This window comes from Palleronia sp. THAF1 (assembly GCF_009363795.1).
Taxonomy (GTDB): Bacteria; Pseudomonadota; Alphaproteobacteria; order Rhodobacterales; family Rhodobacteraceae; genus Palleronia.
This window is the reverse complement of the sequence record NZ_CP045420.1, coordinates 1,289,202-1,305,105: the sequence shown is the minus strand read 5'-3', so window position 1 is coordinate 1,305,105 and position 15,904 is coordinate 1,289,202. Positions and strand designations below refer to the sequence as shown.

General features: G+C 62.3%; 17 protein-coding genes. All 17 read right to left on the bottom strand.

The features are described 5' to 3' along the window. Positions 1–3: 3 nt before the first annotated feature. The 17 genes from FIU81_RS06575 to FIU81_RS16950 all read right to left on the bottom strand — a co-directional run bounded on the left by FIU81_RS06575 (position 4) and on the right by FIU81_RS16950 (position 15,856). Positions 4–741 (bottom strand): biotin--[acetyl-CoA-carboxylase] ligase, encoded by a 738-nt coding sequence (locus tag FIU81_RS06575; protein WP_124112764.1) that lies wholly within the window; start codon positions 739–741, stop codon positions 4–6. Beyond that, positions 731–2,167: an NADH-quinone oxidoreductase subunit NuoN gene (gene nuoN, locus FIU81_RS06570; protein WP_124112763.1), complete on the bottom strand. Its 1,437-nt coding sequence runs from the start codon at positions 2,165–2,167 to the stop codon at positions 731–733. The genes FIU81_RS06575 and nuoN overlap by 11 nt, the downstream gene beginning before the upstream one ends. Positions 2,168–2,177: 10 nt before the next feature. Continuing rightward, positions 2,178–3,728: an NADH-quinone oxidoreductase subunit M gene (locus FIU81_RS06565; protein ID WP_124112762.1), complete on the bottom strand. Its 1,551-nt coding sequence runs from the start codon at positions 3,726–3,728 to the stop codon at positions 2,178–2,180. Position 3,729: 1 nt separating this feature from the next. Further along, positions 3,730–5,910, bottom strand: a complete 2,181-nt coding sequence (nuoL, locus tag FIU81_RS06560) for an NADH-quinone oxidoreductase subunit L (protein WP_124112761.1) — start codon at positions 5,908–5,910, stop codon at positions 3,730–3,732. A gap of 4 nt (positions 5,911–5,914) precedes the next feature. After that, complete coding sequence (gene nuoK, locus FIU81_RS06555) at positions 5,915–6,220, bottom strand: NADH-quinone oxidoreductase subunit NuoK (RefSeq protein WP_124112760.1); 306 nt, start codon at positions 6,218–6,220, stop codon at positions 5,915–5,917. A 180-nt stretch (positions 6,221–6,400) separates the two neighbouring features. Then, positions 6,401–7,012, bottom strand: a complete 612-nt coding sequence (locus tag FIU81_RS06550; RefSeq protein WP_124112759.1) for an NADH-quinone oxidoreductase subunit J — start codon at positions 7,010–7,012, stop codon at positions 6,401–6,403. Positions 7,013–7,029: 17 nt separating this feature from the next. Next, positions 7,030–7,530, bottom strand: coding sequence for an NADH-quinone oxidoreductase subunit NuoI (nuoI, locus tag FIU81_RS06545; protein ID WP_124112758.1), 501 nt, complete (start codon positions 7,528–7,530; stop codon positions 7,030–7,032). A 3-nt stretch (positions 7,531–7,533) separates the two neighbouring features. Continuing rightward, positions 7,534–8,571, bottom strand: coding sequence for an NADH-quinone oxidoreductase subunit NuoH (nuoH, locus tag FIU81_RS06540; protein ID WP_124112757.1), 1,038 nt, complete (start codon positions 8,569–8,571; stop codon positions 7,534–7,536). Between the two features lie 33 nt (positions 8,572–8,604). After that, positions 8,605–9,018 (bottom strand): hypothetical protein, encoded by a 414-nt coding sequence (locus FIU81_RS06535; protein ID WP_413816227.1) that lies wholly within the window; start codon positions 9,016–9,018, stop codon positions 8,605–8,607. Next, positions 9,015–11,009, bottom strand: a complete 1,995-nt coding sequence (gene nuoG, locus FIU81_RS06530) for an NADH-quinone oxidoreductase subunit NuoG (RefSeq protein WP_124112756.1) — start codon at positions 11,007–11,009, stop codon at positions 9,015–9,017. Before nuoG ends, FIU81_RS06535 begins: the two co-directional genes overlap by 4 nt. A gap of 100 nt (positions 11,010–11,109) precedes the next feature. Beyond that, a complete protein-coding gene (locus FIU81_RS06525; RefSeq protein WP_124112755.1) occupies positions 11,110–11,535 on the bottom strand; it encodes a hypothetical protein in 426 nt (141 codons plus the stop codon). After that, positions 11,535–11,936 (bottom strand): DUF5333 domain-containing protein, encoded by a 402-nt coding sequence (locus FIU81_RS06520; protein ID WP_124112754.1) that lies wholly within the window; start codon positions 11,934–11,936, stop codon positions 11,535–11,537. The genes FIU81_RS06525 and FIU81_RS06520 overlap by 1 nt, the downstream gene beginning before the upstream one ends. 131 nt (positions 11,937–12,067) lie before the next feature. Beyond that, positions 12,068–12,424: a hypothetical protein gene (locus FIU81_RS06515; RefSeq protein WP_124112753.1), complete on the bottom strand. Its 357-nt coding sequence runs from the start codon at positions 12,422–12,424 to the stop codon at positions 12,068–12,070. A 90-nt stretch (positions 12,425–12,514) separates the two neighbouring features. Next, the gene (locus tag FIU81_RS06510; RefSeq protein ID WP_124112752.1) at positions 12,515–12,997 is read right to left on the bottom strand and encodes a hypothetical protein; all 483 of its coding nucleotides are present in this window, start codon (positions 12,995–12,997) and stop codon (positions 12,515–12,517) included. Between the two features lie 76 nt (positions 12,998–13,073). After that, positions 13,074–14,357: an NADH-quinone oxidoreductase subunit NuoF gene (gene nuoF / locus FIU81_RS06505; protein ID WP_124112751.1), complete on the bottom strand. Its 1,284-nt coding sequence runs from the start codon at positions 14,355–14,357 to the stop codon at positions 13,074–13,076. Between the two features lie 27 nt (positions 14,358–14,384). After that, positions 14,385–14,606 carry a DUF5337 domain-containing protein gene (locus tag FIU81_RS06500; protein ID WP_124112750.1) on the bottom strand — a complete coding sequence of 74 codons (222 nt, stop codon included), beginning with the start codon at positions 14,604–14,606 and terminating at the stop codon, positions 14,385–14,387. Between the two features lie 77 nt (positions 14,607–14,683). Next, positions 14,684–15,856, bottom strand: a complete 1,173-nt coding sequence (locus FIU81_RS16950; RefSeq protein ID WP_254696016.1) for a hypothetical protein — start codon at positions 15,854–15,856, stop codon at positions 14,684–14,686. Between the last annotated feature and the right edge of the window lie 48 nt (positions 15,857–15,904).

The window sequence follows — 15,904 nt, the reverse complement described above, 5'->3', positions numbered from 1 at the left end:
CTTCTAGAAGTAGACGTCGGCGGCGGCGATGCGGATTTCGCCGTCCGCCGTGTCGAGGATCAGGCGGCCGCCGTCGTCCACGGTCTTGAACTGACCGGTGTGTTCGGCGTCCTGTGTGCGGGCGGTGATGACCTCTCCAAGACGCGCGGCGTTGCGCAGCCATTTTTCGCGGATCGGCTCGAAGCCTAGCGACATGAGAATCGACTCTTCGGTGGCGTAGAAACCAGCAAGCTCGGTCAGGAATTGCTCTGGGTCGATTTCCTCGCCCACGGCGACCGGCGGGAACGCTGCATCACGGATGCCGCCGGGCGTGTGTGACAGATTCACCCCCACGCCGATGCACAGCCAGTCGATCTGGTCGCCCTTGCTGGCGCTCTCCAGCAGGATGCCAGCGACTTTGCCATTGTCCAGCAGTACGTCATTCGGCCATTTGAGCGACAGGCGCGTGCGGCGGACATGCAGGGCCAGGGCCTCGAACAGCGCATTGGCGATCATGAAGGATCGCAGCGCAGCCCAACCGGCGTTTCCGGTGGGGCGCATGGCCAGCGTCGCCGCGAAATTGCCCTTGGGGCTGGCCCACTCCCGCCCCTGACGCCCGCGCCCACCTGTCTGGTGGTGCGCCAGAACCCATGTGGGCTGGCTTAGGGTCGGAGCAAGACGCGCAGCCTCTGCGTTCGTGCTGTCGCAGGTGTCGCGAATGATGCGACCGTAGCCGTCTGGCCAGCTGGCACTACTGGACAAGTGAGTCCGCCGCCGCTGCCGCCGCCCCTTCGATACCGAAAAGGTTGATGACGCCGAACACCATCACCAGCGCCGACACGACCAGCATGCCCCACAACACCGGATGGGTGCCGCCGTCGAGGCCTTCGGTCTCGGCCCCGAAATACATCAGGTAGACGATGCGCAGGTAGTAGTAAGCGGCAATGGCCGAGGCGATCACGCCCAGCACGGCCAACCAGCCAAGGCCAGCGCCAACAGCGGCGGTCAGCACGTAATACTTGCCGAAGAAGCCCACCAGCGGCGGAACACCCGCCATCGAGAACATCAGGACCAGCATCGCCAGCGCCTTGGTCGGCTCGACCTTACTGAAATTCGACAGGCTAGAGATCGTCATGACCGGCTTGCCGTTCTTCTCCATCGACAGGATGAAGGCGAAGGTGCCGATGTTCATCGCGACGTAGATCGCCATATAGACGAGCATCGCCTGCACGCCGAAGGCCGTGCCAGCCGCCAGACCCATCAGCGCAAAGCCCATGTGGTTGATCGATGAATAGGCCATCAGGCGCTTGATGTCGGTCTGGCCGATGGCCGCCACCGCACCCAGGAACATCGACGCAACCGACAGCACCGCGACCACCTGCTGCCAATCGCCGACCACGCCGCCGAAGGCATCATGCACGACACGGGCGAACAGGCCCATTGCCGCAACCTTGGGGGCAGTGGCGAAGAACGCGGTGACGGGCGTGGGAGAGCCTTCGTAAACGTCGGGCGTCCACATGTGGAAGGGTGCAGCACTGACCTTGAAGGCCAGACCCGATACAATGAACACAAGGCCGAACAGCAGGCCCAGCGGCGTTTCGCCCTGCGCGGCCTCAAGGATACCGGCGAACTGGGTGGTGCCCGCAAAGCCATAAGTCAGCGATGCGCCATACAGCAACAGACCAGAGGATAGCGCGCCGAGCACGAAGTACTTCAGTCCTGCCTCGGTCGATTTCAGCGAGTCGCGGCGCAGGGACGCGATGACGTAAAGCGACAGCGACTGCAGCTCTAGCCCCATGTACAGGGTCATCAGGTCACCTGCAGATACCATGACCAACATACCCACGACACCAAGCGCCATCAGCACGGGGTACTCGAACCGCAGGATATCGCGCCGCTCCATGTAGCTTTTCGACATGGCCAGGACGGCAGCGGCCGACAGCAGGATCGTCACCTTGGCAAACCGCGAAAACGCATCGTCGATGAACAGACCGTTGAACGCCACCTGATCGCGCGGGCCGGACACGCCGATCCAGAAGGCCAGCGCCAGGAACGCGGCAACGGTCGTCCAAGTCAGGGACGCGGCGACCTTGTCCTTGCCGGTGTAGACCGCGACCAGCAACGCGCCGAGCGCGTAGAACGCCAGCGCGAACTCGGGCAGGATGATCGAGAAATCATTTGCGGTCATGGCGCTGTCCTTACTGGGCGGCTTCTGCGACGGCGGACTGATCCATCAGCCCCGCAGCGTCGAGCGCGGTATCGTAGTTATCGAGCAGACCGGCAACGCTGGGGCCGACGATGTCGGTCACAAGGCTGGGATAGACACCCAGCAACAGCGTCATCGCCACCAGCGGCGCGAAAATCCAGCGCTCGCGTGGGGTCAGGTCCTTGATGGTCTTCAGGCTTTCCTTGATCAGATCGCCCATGACGACGCGGCGGTACAGCCACAGCGCGTAGGCGGCCGACAGTATCACACCCGAACAGGCCACGGCAGCGACCCAGGTGTTCGCCTGGAACATGCCCATCAGGGTCAGGAACTCACCCACGAAACCCGACGTGCCCGGCAGACCAACGTTGGCCATGGTGAAGAACAGGAAGATCAGCGCGTAGGCCGGCATCCGGTTCACAAGGCCACCGTAGGCATCAATCTCACGCGTGTGCATCCGGTCGTAGATCACGCCCACGCACAGGAACAGCGCGCCAGAGATAAAGCCGTGGCTGATCATCTGGAAGATCGCACCGTCGAGGCCCTGCTGGTTGGCGCTGAAGATACCGGCGGTGACGTAGCCCATGTGGGCGACCGACGAATAGGCGATCAGCTTTTTCATGTCGTTCTGCGCCAGCGCCACCAGAGAGGTGTAGACGATCGCGATAGCCGACAGCCACAACACGAGCGGCCCCAGTATGTCGGATGCGACCGGGAACATCGGAAGCGAGAAACGGATGAACCCGTAGCCGCCCAGCTTCAGAAGGATCGCAGCCAGAACGACCGACCCCGCGGTCGGTGCCTGTACGTGGGCGTCGGGCAGCCAGGTGTGGACGGGCCACATGGGCATCTTCACCGCGAAACTCGCGAAGAAGGCCAGCCACAGCAGGGTTTGCAAGCCGCCGACGATCTGCATCCCGCCAAGGCGGAAGGTCTGGTAGCTGAACTCATGATCCAGAAGCGCGACGATGTCGGTCGTGCTCGCGTCCACGTACATCGCCAGCATGGCGACCAGCATCAGCACAGAACCGAGGAAGGTGTAGAGGAAGAACTTGAACGATGCGTAGATTCGTTCCTTGCCGCCCCAGATGCCGATGATCAGGAACATCGGGATCAGACCGCCCTCGAAGAACAGGTAGAACAGGATCAGGTCGAGCGCGACGAACACGCCCAGCATCAGCGTTTCCAGCAGCAGGAACGCGATCATGTATTCCTTGACGCGAGTGGTCACCTCCCATGCCGACAGGATCACAAGCGGCATCAGGAAGGTGGTCAGCAGGACGAATAGAAGGCTGATGCCGTCGACGCCTACTTTGTAGGTCAGGCCGCCGATCCATTCGTGCTGTTCGACGAACTGGAATCCGGCACCCGCCTCGAACCCGGCAAGCAGAAGAAGCGACAGCGCAAAGGACGCACCCGTGGCGATCAGCGCCAGATACTTGGCGTTGCGCTGCGCAGCCTCGTCTTCGCCGCGCAGGAACAGTGCAAGGATGATTGCCGCCAGCGACGGCAGGAAGACGATAATGGAAATCAGGCTGTCCATGTTACTGCCCCCCGCTCAGCGTCATCCAGGTGATCAACAGCGCGATGCCGATGACCATCGCGAAGGCGTAGTGGAACAGGTATCCCGACTGCGCCCGCCCGGCGAGACGCGTGAAGAACGGGATCACCCCCATCGCCAAACCGTTGATGCCACCGTCGATGACCGCGCCGTCACCCTTCTTCCAGAAGAACCGTCCCAGCCAGCCCGCCGGGCGGACGATGGCGAAGTTATAGATCTCGTCGAAGTACCACTTGTTCAGCAGGAACAGGTACAGCGGCCGCATCGCGTCAGCGAACTGGCCCGGCATGGCGGGACGGCGAATGTACATCTGGAACGCCAGCAGGAAGCCAAGCAACATCGCAACGAACGGGCTGACCTTCACCCACTTGGGCGCGTGGTGCGCGTCGTCCATCACGTGGTTCTCGGGGGCCATGTAGATTGCGCCCGCCTCCCAGCCGCCCGCCATGACGTCACCGTGCGTGTCTTCGCCACCGTCGCTATCGGCTGTTGGCTCGGTGGCGTCGGCCACGGCCTCGTCCACGTCACCCTCGGCCAGCTCTTCGATGGCTTCGCCAGCGCCCTCGCCCGCATCATCCCCGGCGGCGGTTTCCGCGCCGTGGTCGTCAGCTGCTTCGGCCTCGGCGTGGGCCGGGATGCCGAAGAAGCGGTTCACCTGCGCGTGGTCGCCGAAGAAAGAGCCGTACCAAACCATGCCAGAGAACACCGCACCCAGCGCCAGCACGCCAAGCGGGGCGAGCATCACCATCGGCGATTCATGGGCATGCTCATGCGTGTGCTTGTCGCCACGCGGCTTGCCGTAGAACGTCATGAACATCAGCCGCCACGAGTAAAAGCTGGTCATGGCAGCGGCCACGACGAGCGCCCAGAAGCCGTAGGTGCCGACACCCGTGCCTGCGCCCCAAGCGCTTTCGATCACGGCATCTTTCGACAGGAAGCCAGCGAAGCCGATGTGGGTCAACGGGATGCCGACGCCGGTGATGGCCAGCGTGCCGATCATCATCGCCCAGAAGGTGTAAGGCAGCTTTTTCCGCAGACCGCCATAGTTCCGCATGTCCTGCTCATGGTGCATCCCGTGGATGACCGAACCGGCCCCAAGGAACAGCATCGCCTTGAAGAAGGCGTGCGTGAACAGGTGGAACATCGCGACCGAGTAGACGCCAACGCCAGCGGCCACGAACATGTAGCCCAGCTGCGAGCAGGTCGAATAGGCGATGACGCGCTTGATGTCCGTCTGCACAAGGCCAACGGTCGCGGCGAAGAAGGCCGTGCTCGCGCCGATGATCGTGACGAAGGCGGTGGCCTGCGGCGCGTATTCCATGATCGGCGACATGCGGCAGACCAGGAAGACACCCGCCGTGACCATCGTCGCCGCATGGATCAGCGCGGACACCGGCGTCGGGCCTTCCATGGCGTCGGGCAGCCACGTGTGCAGGAACAGCTGCGCGGATTTACCCATGGCGCCAAGGAACAACAGAACGGCGATCACCTCGGCGGCGTTCCAGTCGGACCACAGGAAGCGAATCTGCGTCTCGGCCAGTTGCGGCCCGGCGGCGAAGATATCGTTGAACTGAATCGAATCGACCAGAAGGTAGATCGCGAAGATGCCCAATAGGAAGGCGAAGTCGCCCACGCGGTTCACCACGAAGGCCTTGATGGCGGCGGCGTTGGCGGACGGCTTGCGGAAGTAGAAGCCAATCAGAAGGTAGGACGCGAGGCCAACGCCCTCCCACCCGAAGAATAGTTGCAGCAGGTTGTCCGCCGTCACCAGCATCAGCATCGCGAAGGTGAAGAACGACAGATATGCGAAGAACCGGGGGCGGTAGCTCTCGTTATCGCGAAAGTTCTCGTCGTGCGCCATGTAACCGAAGGAATACAGGTGCACGAGCGCGGAAACCGTCGTGATGACGATCAGCATGATCGCGGTCATCCGGTCCAGCCGGATCGCCCAATCGGTCGCAAGGCTGCCCGACTCGATCCACGTCAAGATCTGGATGCGCGCGGTCTCACCGTCAAATGACAGGAAGACGACCCACGACAGCAGCGCGGCCAAAAACAAAAGCGACGTGGCCGTCCACTGCGCCGGCTTTTCGCCGATGAACTTCCAGCCGAAGCCGCAAATGATGGCACCGATCAGGGGCGCGAACAGGATGATCGTGGTCATGGGATCAGCCCTTCATCACGTTGATGTCTTCGACCGCGATCGTGCCTGCATTGCGGAAGAAGCAGACTAGGATCGCAAGGCCGATGGCGGCCTCTGCGGCGGCGACGGTCAGCACGAACAGCGTGAACACCTGCCCCACCAAATCGCCCAGATGGGTCGAGAAGGCGACGAGGTTGATGTTCACGGCCAACAGCATCAACTCGATCGACATCAAGATGATGATGACGTTCTTGCGATTCAGGAACAGGCCGAAAATGCCGATGACGAATAGTGCCGCGGCGACTGTCAGGTAATGTTCTAGTCCGATCATGTCCTGTCCCTCAGGGCCGATTTCGATGCCGGTCCTACCCCTAGACGCGACGGTGGTCCATCGCCGGTGGCCGGTCTTTTTTGATCTTCCGGTGCGGCCTACAGGAAGCCGAAGCCACCCACTGCCACAATGACAACAACGACGACCACGATGATGGTTGTTCGCGACATGCGGTTCTCCTTACAGGCCTTGGCCCGGCTTGATGTCTTTCAGTTCCATGGCAGTCGACGGGTCACGCATGATCTGATCCATCACATTCTGGCGCTTGACGCCCGTGCGGTGGCGCAGCGTCAGGACGATGGCCCCGATCATCGCGACCAGCAGGATCAGTCCGGCAAGCTGAAACAGCAGCAGATAGTCGTCATAGACCAACTGACCGATGGCCTGCGTGTTCGACCCTTCGATCCGCGCGATGGAGGCGGCCACGTTCTGCTCGGCCAGATCGCTGGCCTGCCAGACGCCGAATGCGATCCCCAGCTGCATCAGGATGACGACACCAATCAGCAGGGCAATGGGCATATAGCCCGCCATTTCGGCCTTCAGCTTGGCGAAATCCACGTCCAGCATCATCACGACGAACAGGAACAGCACCGCGACGGCGCCCACGTAGACGATGACCAACAGCATCGCGACGAATTCTGCCCCCATCAGGACGAACAGCCCCGCCGACGACAGGAACGCCAGGATCAGCCACAGCACCGAATGCACCGGGTTCCGCGCAATCACGGTGAACAGGCCAGCCGCCACAACAAGCACGGCGAAAAGGTAGAAGGCAAAGTCGGGCGGGGTCATGCGGTCGGTCCCAGTGCTTAGCGGTAAGGCGCGTCGATTTCGAGGTTGCGGGCGATCTCTGCTTCCCAGCGTTCACCGTTCTCCAACAGCTTGGCCTTGTCGTAGAACAGCTCTTCGCGCGTCTCGGTCGCGTATTCGAAGTTCGGCCCTTCGACGATGGCATCCACCGGGCAAGCTTCCTGACAGAAGCCGCAGTAGATGCACTTCGTCATGTCGATGTCGTAGCGCGTGGTGCGGCGGCTGCCATCTTCGCGCGGCTCGGCGTCGATGGTGATGGCCTGAGCGGGACAGACGGCTTCGCACAATTTACAGGCGATGCAACGCTCTTCCCCGTTCGGGTAGCGACGCAGAGCGTGCTCACCCCGGAAACGCGGGGAAATCGGCCCTTTTTCATGCGGGTAGTTCAACGTCGCCTTGGGCGCGAAGAAATACTTGAAGCCCAGGCGCATGCCCTTCCAGAAGTCGAAGAGCAGCCAATAACGGCCGGCGCGGGCGTAGTCGAAGCTGGAATCGGACATGGGTTAACCTCCAACCGCCCAGCGGGCATAGGCACCGCCGAACAGTTCAAACTTGGCAAGGAACGATACGATAACGACCCAGATCAGGCTGAACGGAAGGAAGACCTTCCAGCCAAGGCGCATCAGCTGGTCGTAACGGAAACGGGGAACAATGGCCTTCACCATGGCGAACATGAAGAAGAAGAAGGCCATCTTCAGGATCATCCAGAACGCGCCGTCGGGCAGGCCGGGAATGGGCGACAGCCAACCGCCGAAGAACAGGATCGAGGTCACGGCACAGAGCAAGAAGATTGCGATGTATTCGCCGGCCATGAACAGCAGGAACGGCGTGGAAGAGTATTCCACCTGATAGCCCGCGACGAGTTCCGATTCGGCCTCTGGCAGGTCGAACGGCGGGCGGTTCGTCTCCGCCAGGCACGAGATGAAGAACAGGAACACCATAGGGAAGTGCGGCAGCCAGTACCAATTGAACAGGCCCAGGTTGCCGTCCTGCGCGCGCACGATGTCCGACAGGTTCAGCGATCCGGTGGTGATGATGACACCGATAATGATCAGACCAAGCGACACCTCGTAGGAAATCATCTGAGCCGCCGACCGCAGCGAGCCCAGGAACGGATACTTCGAGTTCGAGGCCCAACCGCCCATGATCACGCCATAAACCTCCAACGAGGATACGGCGAAGATGAACAGGATCGCGACGTTGATATCGGCCAGAACCCAACCTTCAGAGAACGGAATCACCGCCCAGGCGACCATGGCCAAAACGAAGCTGACGATTGGCGCCAACAGGAAAACGAAGCGATCCGCACCGGCGGGGATGACGATCTCTTTCAGGATGTATTTCAGCGCGTCGGCCACCGATTGCAGCACGCCGAAGACGCCCACGACGTTCGGGCCGCGCCGCATCTGCACGGCAGCCCAGATCTTCCGGTCGCCATACACAAGCGCCAGAAGCGAGATCATCACGAAAGCCACGATCAGCAGGGACTGCGCGACGACGATCAGCAAGATCCCCAGCGGTGTTGTGAAAAATCCGTCCATCCGGCGTTCCTAACTCGGTGGCCCTACATGGCCTCAGATCAGTGGGATGCCGTCCTCGCGGCACCTTGCCACTTCGGTTTCGGCATCGAGTGTCCGCTTGCCGGGCGGCAGCGCGGGCGAGACGGTGTAAACCGCATCTCCGCGCCAAAGACCACCCTCTTGCGACGCAATCGTGCGGATATGCCGTGCGAAACCAAAGCCCCGTATCAGCGCGTACCCGGCCGCGACACAACGCGCGTAGGCTCCGGCGTCCCGACCGTCTCGCGCGCCGCGCATCTCGACAAGGAAATTGACCAGATCCGTGTCTAGAAGGCGTGTCTGACTGCCCAGATACTGCGCATTTTCGGGCGGGAACGGGGGGCGTTCGGGCAGGTCCTCCGGCAGTGCACCTAAACCCACGCAGCCCCCCAGAACCAGCGCCGCGACGATGGCACGCACCCCGCTCACTCTGCCGCGAGCGGGGCCTGTTTGCGTTCCTTGGCGTGTTGGCTCAGCTCGGCCATCAACTGGCTGGCTCGGCAGATTGGGTTCACCAGGTAATGATCGTCGATCGTCGTGGCGAAGTCGCCATCCGCGATGGTGCCATTGCCCAGATCACCCATCTCGTTCAGCGGCACCGCGTCGATCGCCCTCATGTGCGGGACCGCCTTGAACAGCGACGCCCGCAGGTCGCGCAGCGAATCAAAGGGCAGCGCCGCACCTATTTCTGCAGACAGAGCGCGCAGAATGGCCCAGTTCTCTTTCGCCTCACCGGGCGCGAAGTTGGCGCGCAGCGCAAGCTGCGGACGGCCTTCGGTGTTCACGAAGATACCCGTTTCTTCCGTGTAGCAGGCGGCGGGCAGGATGATGTCGGCCCGGTGCGCGCCACGGTCGCCGTGGCTACCTTGGTAGATCACGGTCGGACCTGCGGGAATGTCGATTTCGTCCACGCCAAGCGCATAAATCGCGTCGGCCCCGTCCAGAGCGCCGGACAGACCGCCTTCGGTTACGGCGTCCAGGTCCATCGCACCGACGCGGCTCGCCGCGTGGTGCAGCGTGACGATGCCACCCACACCCGCCAGCTTCGACAGGATCGCTGCCGCGTCGTCGCGCAGGAACACGCCCTGCCCCACGACCACGATGGTCTCTCCGTCGATTTCCGGCAGGTCCAGCTTCGACACGTCGCTCGCACCCGTTCCCAGATGCGCGTAGTCGTAGGTCAAATTCACGCCTTCGCCGATCAGGGCAATGTCTGCGCCGTTCACCCAAGCCTTGCGGATACGACTGTTCAACACCGGCGCTTCGATCCGAGGGTTCGCGCCCACGATCAGCACGCGGGCGGCGTCTTCAATCTGCTCGACCGTGGCGGTACCTGCGTAGGCGCCCCGATTGCCGGGGATCAAGTTCGCGCCGTCGAGACGACACTCGACGCGACCGCCCTGCCCTTCGATCATCTGCTTCAGCGCGAAAGCAGCCTCTACCGGGGCCAGATCGCCGACCAGACCGGCCACCGTCTTGCCGCGCATTGCATCGGCGGCAGCGCCAAGCGCTTCGGGCCAAGTCGCGGGGCGCAGTTTGCCGTTTTCGCGGATATACGGCTTGTCCAGACGCTGACGCTTCAGGCCGTCCCAGACGTAACGAGAGCGGTCGGCCAGCCATTCTTCGTTCACGCCGTCATTGTTGCGCGGCAGGATCCGCATCACTTCGCGGCCCTTCGTGTCCACCCGGATATTCGAGCCGAGCGCGTCCATCACGTCGATGGTTTCTGTCTTCGACAGCTCCCACGGGCGGGCGGTGAAGGCGTAGGGCTTGGAGGTCAGCGCGCCGACGGGGCACAGGTCGACGATATTCCCCTGCATTTCCGAATCGAGCGTCTGGCCAAGATAAGAGGTGATTTCCGCATCCTCACCGCGCCCAGTCTGTCCCAACTCAGGCATCCCGGCGACTTCGGTGATGAAGCGCACACAACGGGTACAGGAAATGCAGCGCGTCATATGGGTGCCGACGAGCGGACCAAGGTCCATATTCGTCACGGACCGCTTCGGCTCACGAAAACGGCTGAAATCGACACCGTAGGCCATGGCCTGATCCTGCAGATCGCATTCGCCGCCCTGGTCGCAGATCGGGCAGTCGAGCGGGTGGTTGATGAGCAGGAACTCCATCACCCCTTCGCGTGCCTTCTTCACCATCGGGCTGGTGGTGCGAATCTCTGGCGGGGCACCGTCCTTGCCGGGGCGCAGATCCTTGACCTGCATCGCGCAGCTTGCGGCTGGCTTCGGAGGGCCGCCCACGACTTCGACGAGACACATCCGGCAGTTGCCCGCGATGGACAGCCGTTCGTGGTAACAAAAGCGCGGGATCTCGATGTCGGCGACCATCTCGCAGGCTTGCAGAAGGGTCATCGTCGGATCGGCTTCAACCTCGGTTCCGTCGATGATGATCTTGCGCAGATCGCTCATACCCATGTCTCCTGGCTGCGGGTCGTCATTGCGCCCCATCTAACGGCTTCGCCGCGGGTCGAAAAGGCGCAGAGCGCCCCAAACGGCGTTTTGGCGCGGATCAGTCGCAGATCGCCGAGAACTTCCACGACTCAAGGTTCTCTGGCGCGTGACGCTGACGATCCACGATACGTGCGACCACCACCTCTTGTCCCTGCCGACCGCACTGCGCTGCCGCGACCATCGCCGCGTCCTGCACAGCCTCGCGATAAGGCACGATGTTCGGGGTCACGTAGATCGAGAAGTCGTTGGCCACCGGGTTCGCGAACTCACCTTTGAACAGCCGCAGACGCTTGCGTCCCGGCCCAAGCGTCACATGCGACGGCACTGTGCGCGGCAGATAGCCGGCATAGTGACCATCGACGATCGGCACCCGACACAGATCGAACTTGTCCTCAGGGTAACACGGCATCTCGACGATGACGGTCATGCCACCGGCCAAAGCGGCGCCGGGGAGCAGAGCGAAAAGGGATACAAGCCAGCGCATCAGTTGGACTGCAACAGTTTGCCGGCCTGCGTGCCGCGCGCGATTTCCTCGCGCCCGACCTGACAGTAACCAGCGGTATTGCCCGGTCGCGCGCCGCGTGCGGACAGATCGGAACGCACCTGCGCCTCTAGCCGGTCGCGCGCGGCTGAGTCGCGCAACGCGTCGATGTCCGCGTCGGTGTAACCTGCGTTCTTGGCATAGGACTCAAGCGACTTCAGGAACGTATAGGCCCGCACCAATCGAGGTGAGATCGTGGGGCAGTTTTTGCGCACCTCATCCGCCAAGCCGATGGCGTAGAAGCCCTGCAAGACGGTCTGGTCCTGTTCTAGTCCGGTCTGCGCCGCTGCGGCGCCTGTGCCGACTGTCGCCGACAGCACCGCACCTAAAAGCAATTGTTTCATATCGGTCTCCGACCATGCATCCGAGAATCCGCACACCCGGCTTGTCTTCAGTAAACCAAGTATGGACGTTGGGGCGGGCGAGACAAGCGCATCACGCCAGAAACCACGGAAAGATTACCGGAAATTGACCTTTAGCGTGGATCGCAGCGACCGGAATAGACCGTCGCGCCGCTCTCGGTTGGCTGTCCGACCCAAGCGTTGGGATCACCGGCGGCGGACACCCAGTCGATCTGAGACGAGCCGTAGTAGCGCATACAGTGGTTCGTGGCGGGGAAGCGCACCGACTCGCGCACCGCTTCCAGATCAGCAGCGCCCTGCGCCACGGACACTTGGAAAGTCTGTGCGCCACGGGCGGCGGCCAAGTTTGTCTTGAACGGCAAAGGCTCTGACGGCTGGATGCGATTGGTGAACGGAACGTTCGGAAGATTGAACCGACCGCAACCGGTCAAAGACGCGGCAAGGGCGACGAGGATGATCAGGCGCGTCACGGGTCGGGGCCTCCGGGCTTGTCGAAATACGTGTCCCGAAAGGGGTTACACCCAAGACCCCCTGTGCGCAATTCTTGCCTTCGCCCGCAATCAGGGCGCGGACATCGCATTTCGCATGGCGATGTTGAAGATGAAGCCGCGCAGATACTCGTTGATCGTCAGCGTGCCGTCGCCGTCCGTATCGGCAAAGGCGTGGGCTCGCACGAAGCCCTCGTCATGCTCTGCGCGGGCGATCACACCATCTCGGTCACGGTCGAAGATGTCGAACACGATAGCCTGCGCCGTATCGTAGGCCTGACGGCGCCCCCGAAAATCTGCGATCTCGACCATGCCCAGTTGGAAGGCTTCCTGCTCGTCCCGCGTGATCTGGCTGTCGCTGTCCGCGTCGATCAGGGTGAACACCGTGTCCCCGAACAGCGTCATCTCTTCCAAAGAGATATGCTGGTCGTTGTCGGTATCCACAGCCCCAGCGATCAATTCCGCCTGCGCGCGGGCAGCGTCTGCGATGGGTTGGGCCACCACGGCGGGCGCCCCGATCACCAGCAAAATGGTCACGAAAACAGATCGGATCATGGCGGAACGCTCCCTTGTCTTTAGACGTAGATGGGCGTTCCGCCCGTTAGGGCAAGGGACGCACAATTGCTGTGCGTTACTCGGCAGCGATGGGACGCTTGTGTTTGATACGATCTTCGATCTCGTCGCGGAAGTTGCGGATCAGACCTTGGATCGGCCAGGCCGCCGCGTCGCCAAGGGCGCAGATCGTGTGGCCCTCGACCTGCTTCGTCACATCGAGCAGCATGTCGATTTCCTCGACCTCGGCATCGCCGCGCACCAGACGTTCCATCACTCGCATCATCCAGCCAGTGCCTTCACGGCAGGGTGTACACTGCCCGCAGGACTCGTGCTTGTAGAACGCGGCCAGACGCCAGATCGCCTTGATGATGTCGGTGTCCTTGTCCATCACGATGACGGCCGCAGTGCCCAGACCCGATTGCAGGTCGTTGCGCAGGTAGTCGAAGTCCATGATCGCATCGCGCATGTTTTCGCCACGCACACACGGCACGGACGAGCCACCGGGAATCACGGCCTTCAGGTTGTCCCATCCGCCCCGAATGCCGCCGCAGTGCTTCTCGATCAGTTCTTCGAACGAGATCGACATCGCCTCTTCCACGACGCACGGCTTGTTCACGTGGCCAGAGATCGCGAAGATCTTGGTGCCGACGTTGTTTTCGCGACCGAAACTGCTGAACCACGACGCTCCGCGCCGCAGAATCGTAGGCACGACGGCGATGGATTCGACGTTGTTCACCGTGGTCGGGCAACCATACAGGCCCGCACCCGCCGGGAACGGCGGCTTGAGGCGGGGCATACCCTTCTTGCCTTCGAGCGATTCGATCAGTGCCGTCTCTTCGCCGCAGATGTAGGCCCCTGCCCCATGCGCGAGATAAAGATCGAAGTCCCAGCCCGATCCGGCGGCATTCTTGCCCAGAAGCCCGTCGTCGTATGCGGCGTCGATCGCGGCCTGCAGCGCCTCTTTCTCGCGGATGTATTCGCCACGGATGTAGATGTAGCAGGCGTGCGCGTTCATCGCGAAAGACGCGATCAGGCAGCCTTCGATCAACGTGTGCGGATCATGCCGCATGATCTCGCGGTCCTTGCAGGTGCCCGGCTCTGACTCGTCGGCATTCACGACCAGATAGCTGGGTCGACCGTCCGATTCCTTGGGCATGAAAGACCACTTCAGACCCGTCGGAAAACCGGCTCCGCCGCGCCCGCGCAGGCCCGAATCCTTCATCTCTTGAATGATCCAGTCGCGCCCCTTGCCGATCAGGTCAGCCGTTCCGTCCCACTGGCCACGCGCCTTCGCACCGGCAAGGCTGCGATCGCCCATACCGTAGAGATTCGTGAAGATGCGGTCCTTGTCGTCGAGCATGTCGGTCTCCTGGCCGGGGCTTCGGCTTTATTTGGCGTCGTCGCGGCGCTTTTGCCAGATGCGAAATGTCGCGACCAGCGCCCAGACGAAAACAGCAAGCGCCGCGATATCGACGATGAACACCAGTTGCTGCGGCAATCCCAGCGCGCTGCCGGTCAGTTGCAGCCCCATCCACATGATCATGGTCATCGCCATGATGACGCCGATGTTGCGGGCTTGCTTGCCGGTTTTCAGATCGTCCTTTGCCATGGGGGCGTCATAACGCGAACGACGACGGGCGACCAGAGTATCCGGCCGCCCGTATCGTGGTTTTCCTGTGAGAAGGGTTAGTAGACGTCGCCACCGTCCACGCGCTTGGAGAAGTCGGTTTCTTCGCCGGAGGCCAAAGCCTTGGCTTGGCTGACCCATTCATCCCGGCTGGCGCGGCCCTTGAAGCCCTCTAGCCGACTATCAACCCAAGCCAATTCCTCGTCCGACCAGTTCGCGATCTGATCGAAATGGTAGAAGCCCATGTCGTGCAGCATCGTTTCCATCTTGGGACCGACGCCCTTGATCCGTTTCAGGTCGTCCGCACCACCTTCGCGCGGCGCGTCGAGGCGGGTGGGCTCGATGCCCACAGGCTCTTCCGGCTCGGCGGCGCTTCCAGCCGATGCAGCCGTCGCGGTCGACGCGGTGGCCGCACCGCCCTTGCCGCTATCGTACTTCCACTCGCCTTTCCGGGATGCGAGTTCTTCGGTGCCCTGCACCTGCGTGGATTTCCATTTCTGGTCCGAACTTGCGGCGTCGGCTTGCGTGGTGCCCGCACCGTCCGATGCGCCATCGATGCCAGAGGTGGGCTTGGTGGCATCAGCGCCGCTGGCCGTGACAGCCGCACCGGACGCATCGGCTTCCGTGGTGCCCGCAGCGGCATAGCTGGTCGCATCAGAAGTTGATCCCCCGGTAGAGGAATCCTTGTTCTGCGGACGATCCGCACCCGACGATGCATCCGCACGGTCTTCCATCAGATGGGCGCGGCCCGCCACCTTGGACGGATCCACATCGTCATGCGCAGGCCCGGTGGGGCTGGCGCCTTCCTTGCTGCCTTTGGGCGCACCGATTGTCGCTGCGGTCGTACCGGCGGTTGCGGTCGACGTATCGCTGGGCGTCTGGGCCGTGCCCGAGGTTCGGGCGGCCATCGTGTTGTTGGCCGTTCCGGACCCAAAAGAGCCCGGTTTCACTCCAGCCGTCCCCGGCTCAACCCCAGCGGTGCCCGCCTTGCGCGTCCGGTCTCCCAGCTTACCATCGGAAGACGCCTTCAGCTTCGGCAGATCGTCCTTTGGCCCTTTGTGCAGGGCGGTAAACAGGAACACCGCAACCGCTCCGGCTACGAGGATCGCGAGGAAAGCGGCAGGTGAAACGGTGAAGCCACCCACCAGCATAAGGGCCACGAAGGCCACGAAGCCCGCGCCGCCCGCAATGGCCGCGACGAGCAGAAGTGAGCTCGGAGTCTGTTTTTGCATTGGTCCATCCCTGTTCGGTGACCTTATTCTTAGGTCACTTCGCGCGGA

Coding starts and splice junctions, on each gene's coding strand:
- nuoG (WP_124112756.1), bottom strand. CDS start 11,009: ATGAGCGATCTGCGCAAGATCATCATCGACGGAACCGAGGTTGAAGCC.
- FIU81_RS06565 (WP_124112762.1), bottom strand. CDS start 3,728: ATGGACAGCCTGATTTCCATTATCGTCTTCCTGCCGTCGCTGGCGGCA.
- FIU81_RS06510 (WP_124112752.1), bottom strand. CDS start 12,997: ATGATCCGATCTGTTTTCGTGACCATTTTGCTGGTGATCGGGGCGCCC.
- FIU81_RS06520 (WP_124112754.1), bottom strand. CDS start 11,936: ATGAAACAATTGCTTTTAGGTGCGGTGCTGTCGGCGACAGTCGGCACA.
- nuoL (WP_124112761.1), bottom strand. CDS start 5,910: ATGACCACGATCATCCTGTTCGCGCCCCTGATCGGTGCCATCATTTGC.
- FIU81_RS16950 (WP_254696016.1), bottom strand. CDS start 15,856: ATGCAAAAACAGACTCCGAGCTCACTTCTGCTCGTCGCGGCCATTGCG.
- FIU81_RS06550 (WP_124112759.1), bottom strand. CDS start 7,012: ATGACCCCGCCCGACTTTGCCTTCTACCTTTTCGCCGTGCTTGTTGTG.
- FIU81_RS06500 (WP_124112750.1), bottom strand. CDS start 14,606: ATGGCAAAGGACGATCTGAAAACCGGCAAGCAAGCCCGCAACATCGGC.
- FIU81_RS06525 (WP_124112755.1), bottom strand. CDS start 11,535: ATGCGCTGGCTTGTATCCCTTTTCGCTCTGCTCCCCGGCGCCGCTTTG.
- nuoI (WP_124112758.1), bottom strand. CDS start 7,530: ATGTCCGATTCCAGCTTCGACTACGCCCGCGCCGGCCGTTATTGGCTG.
- nuoK (WP_124112760.1), bottom strand. CDS start 6,220: ATGATCGGACTAGAACATTACCTGACAGTCGCCGCGGCACTATTCGTC.
- nuoN (WP_124112763.1), bottom strand. CDS start 2,167: ATGACCGCAAATGATTTCTCGATCATCCTGCCCGAGTTCGCGCTGGCG.
- nuoF (WP_124112751.1), bottom strand. CDS start 14,357: ATGCTCGACGACAAGGACCGCATCTTCACGAATCTCTACGGTATGGGC.
- nuoH (WP_124112757.1), bottom strand. CDS start 8,571: ATGGACGGATTTTTCACAACACCGCTGGGGATCTTGCTGATCGTCGTC.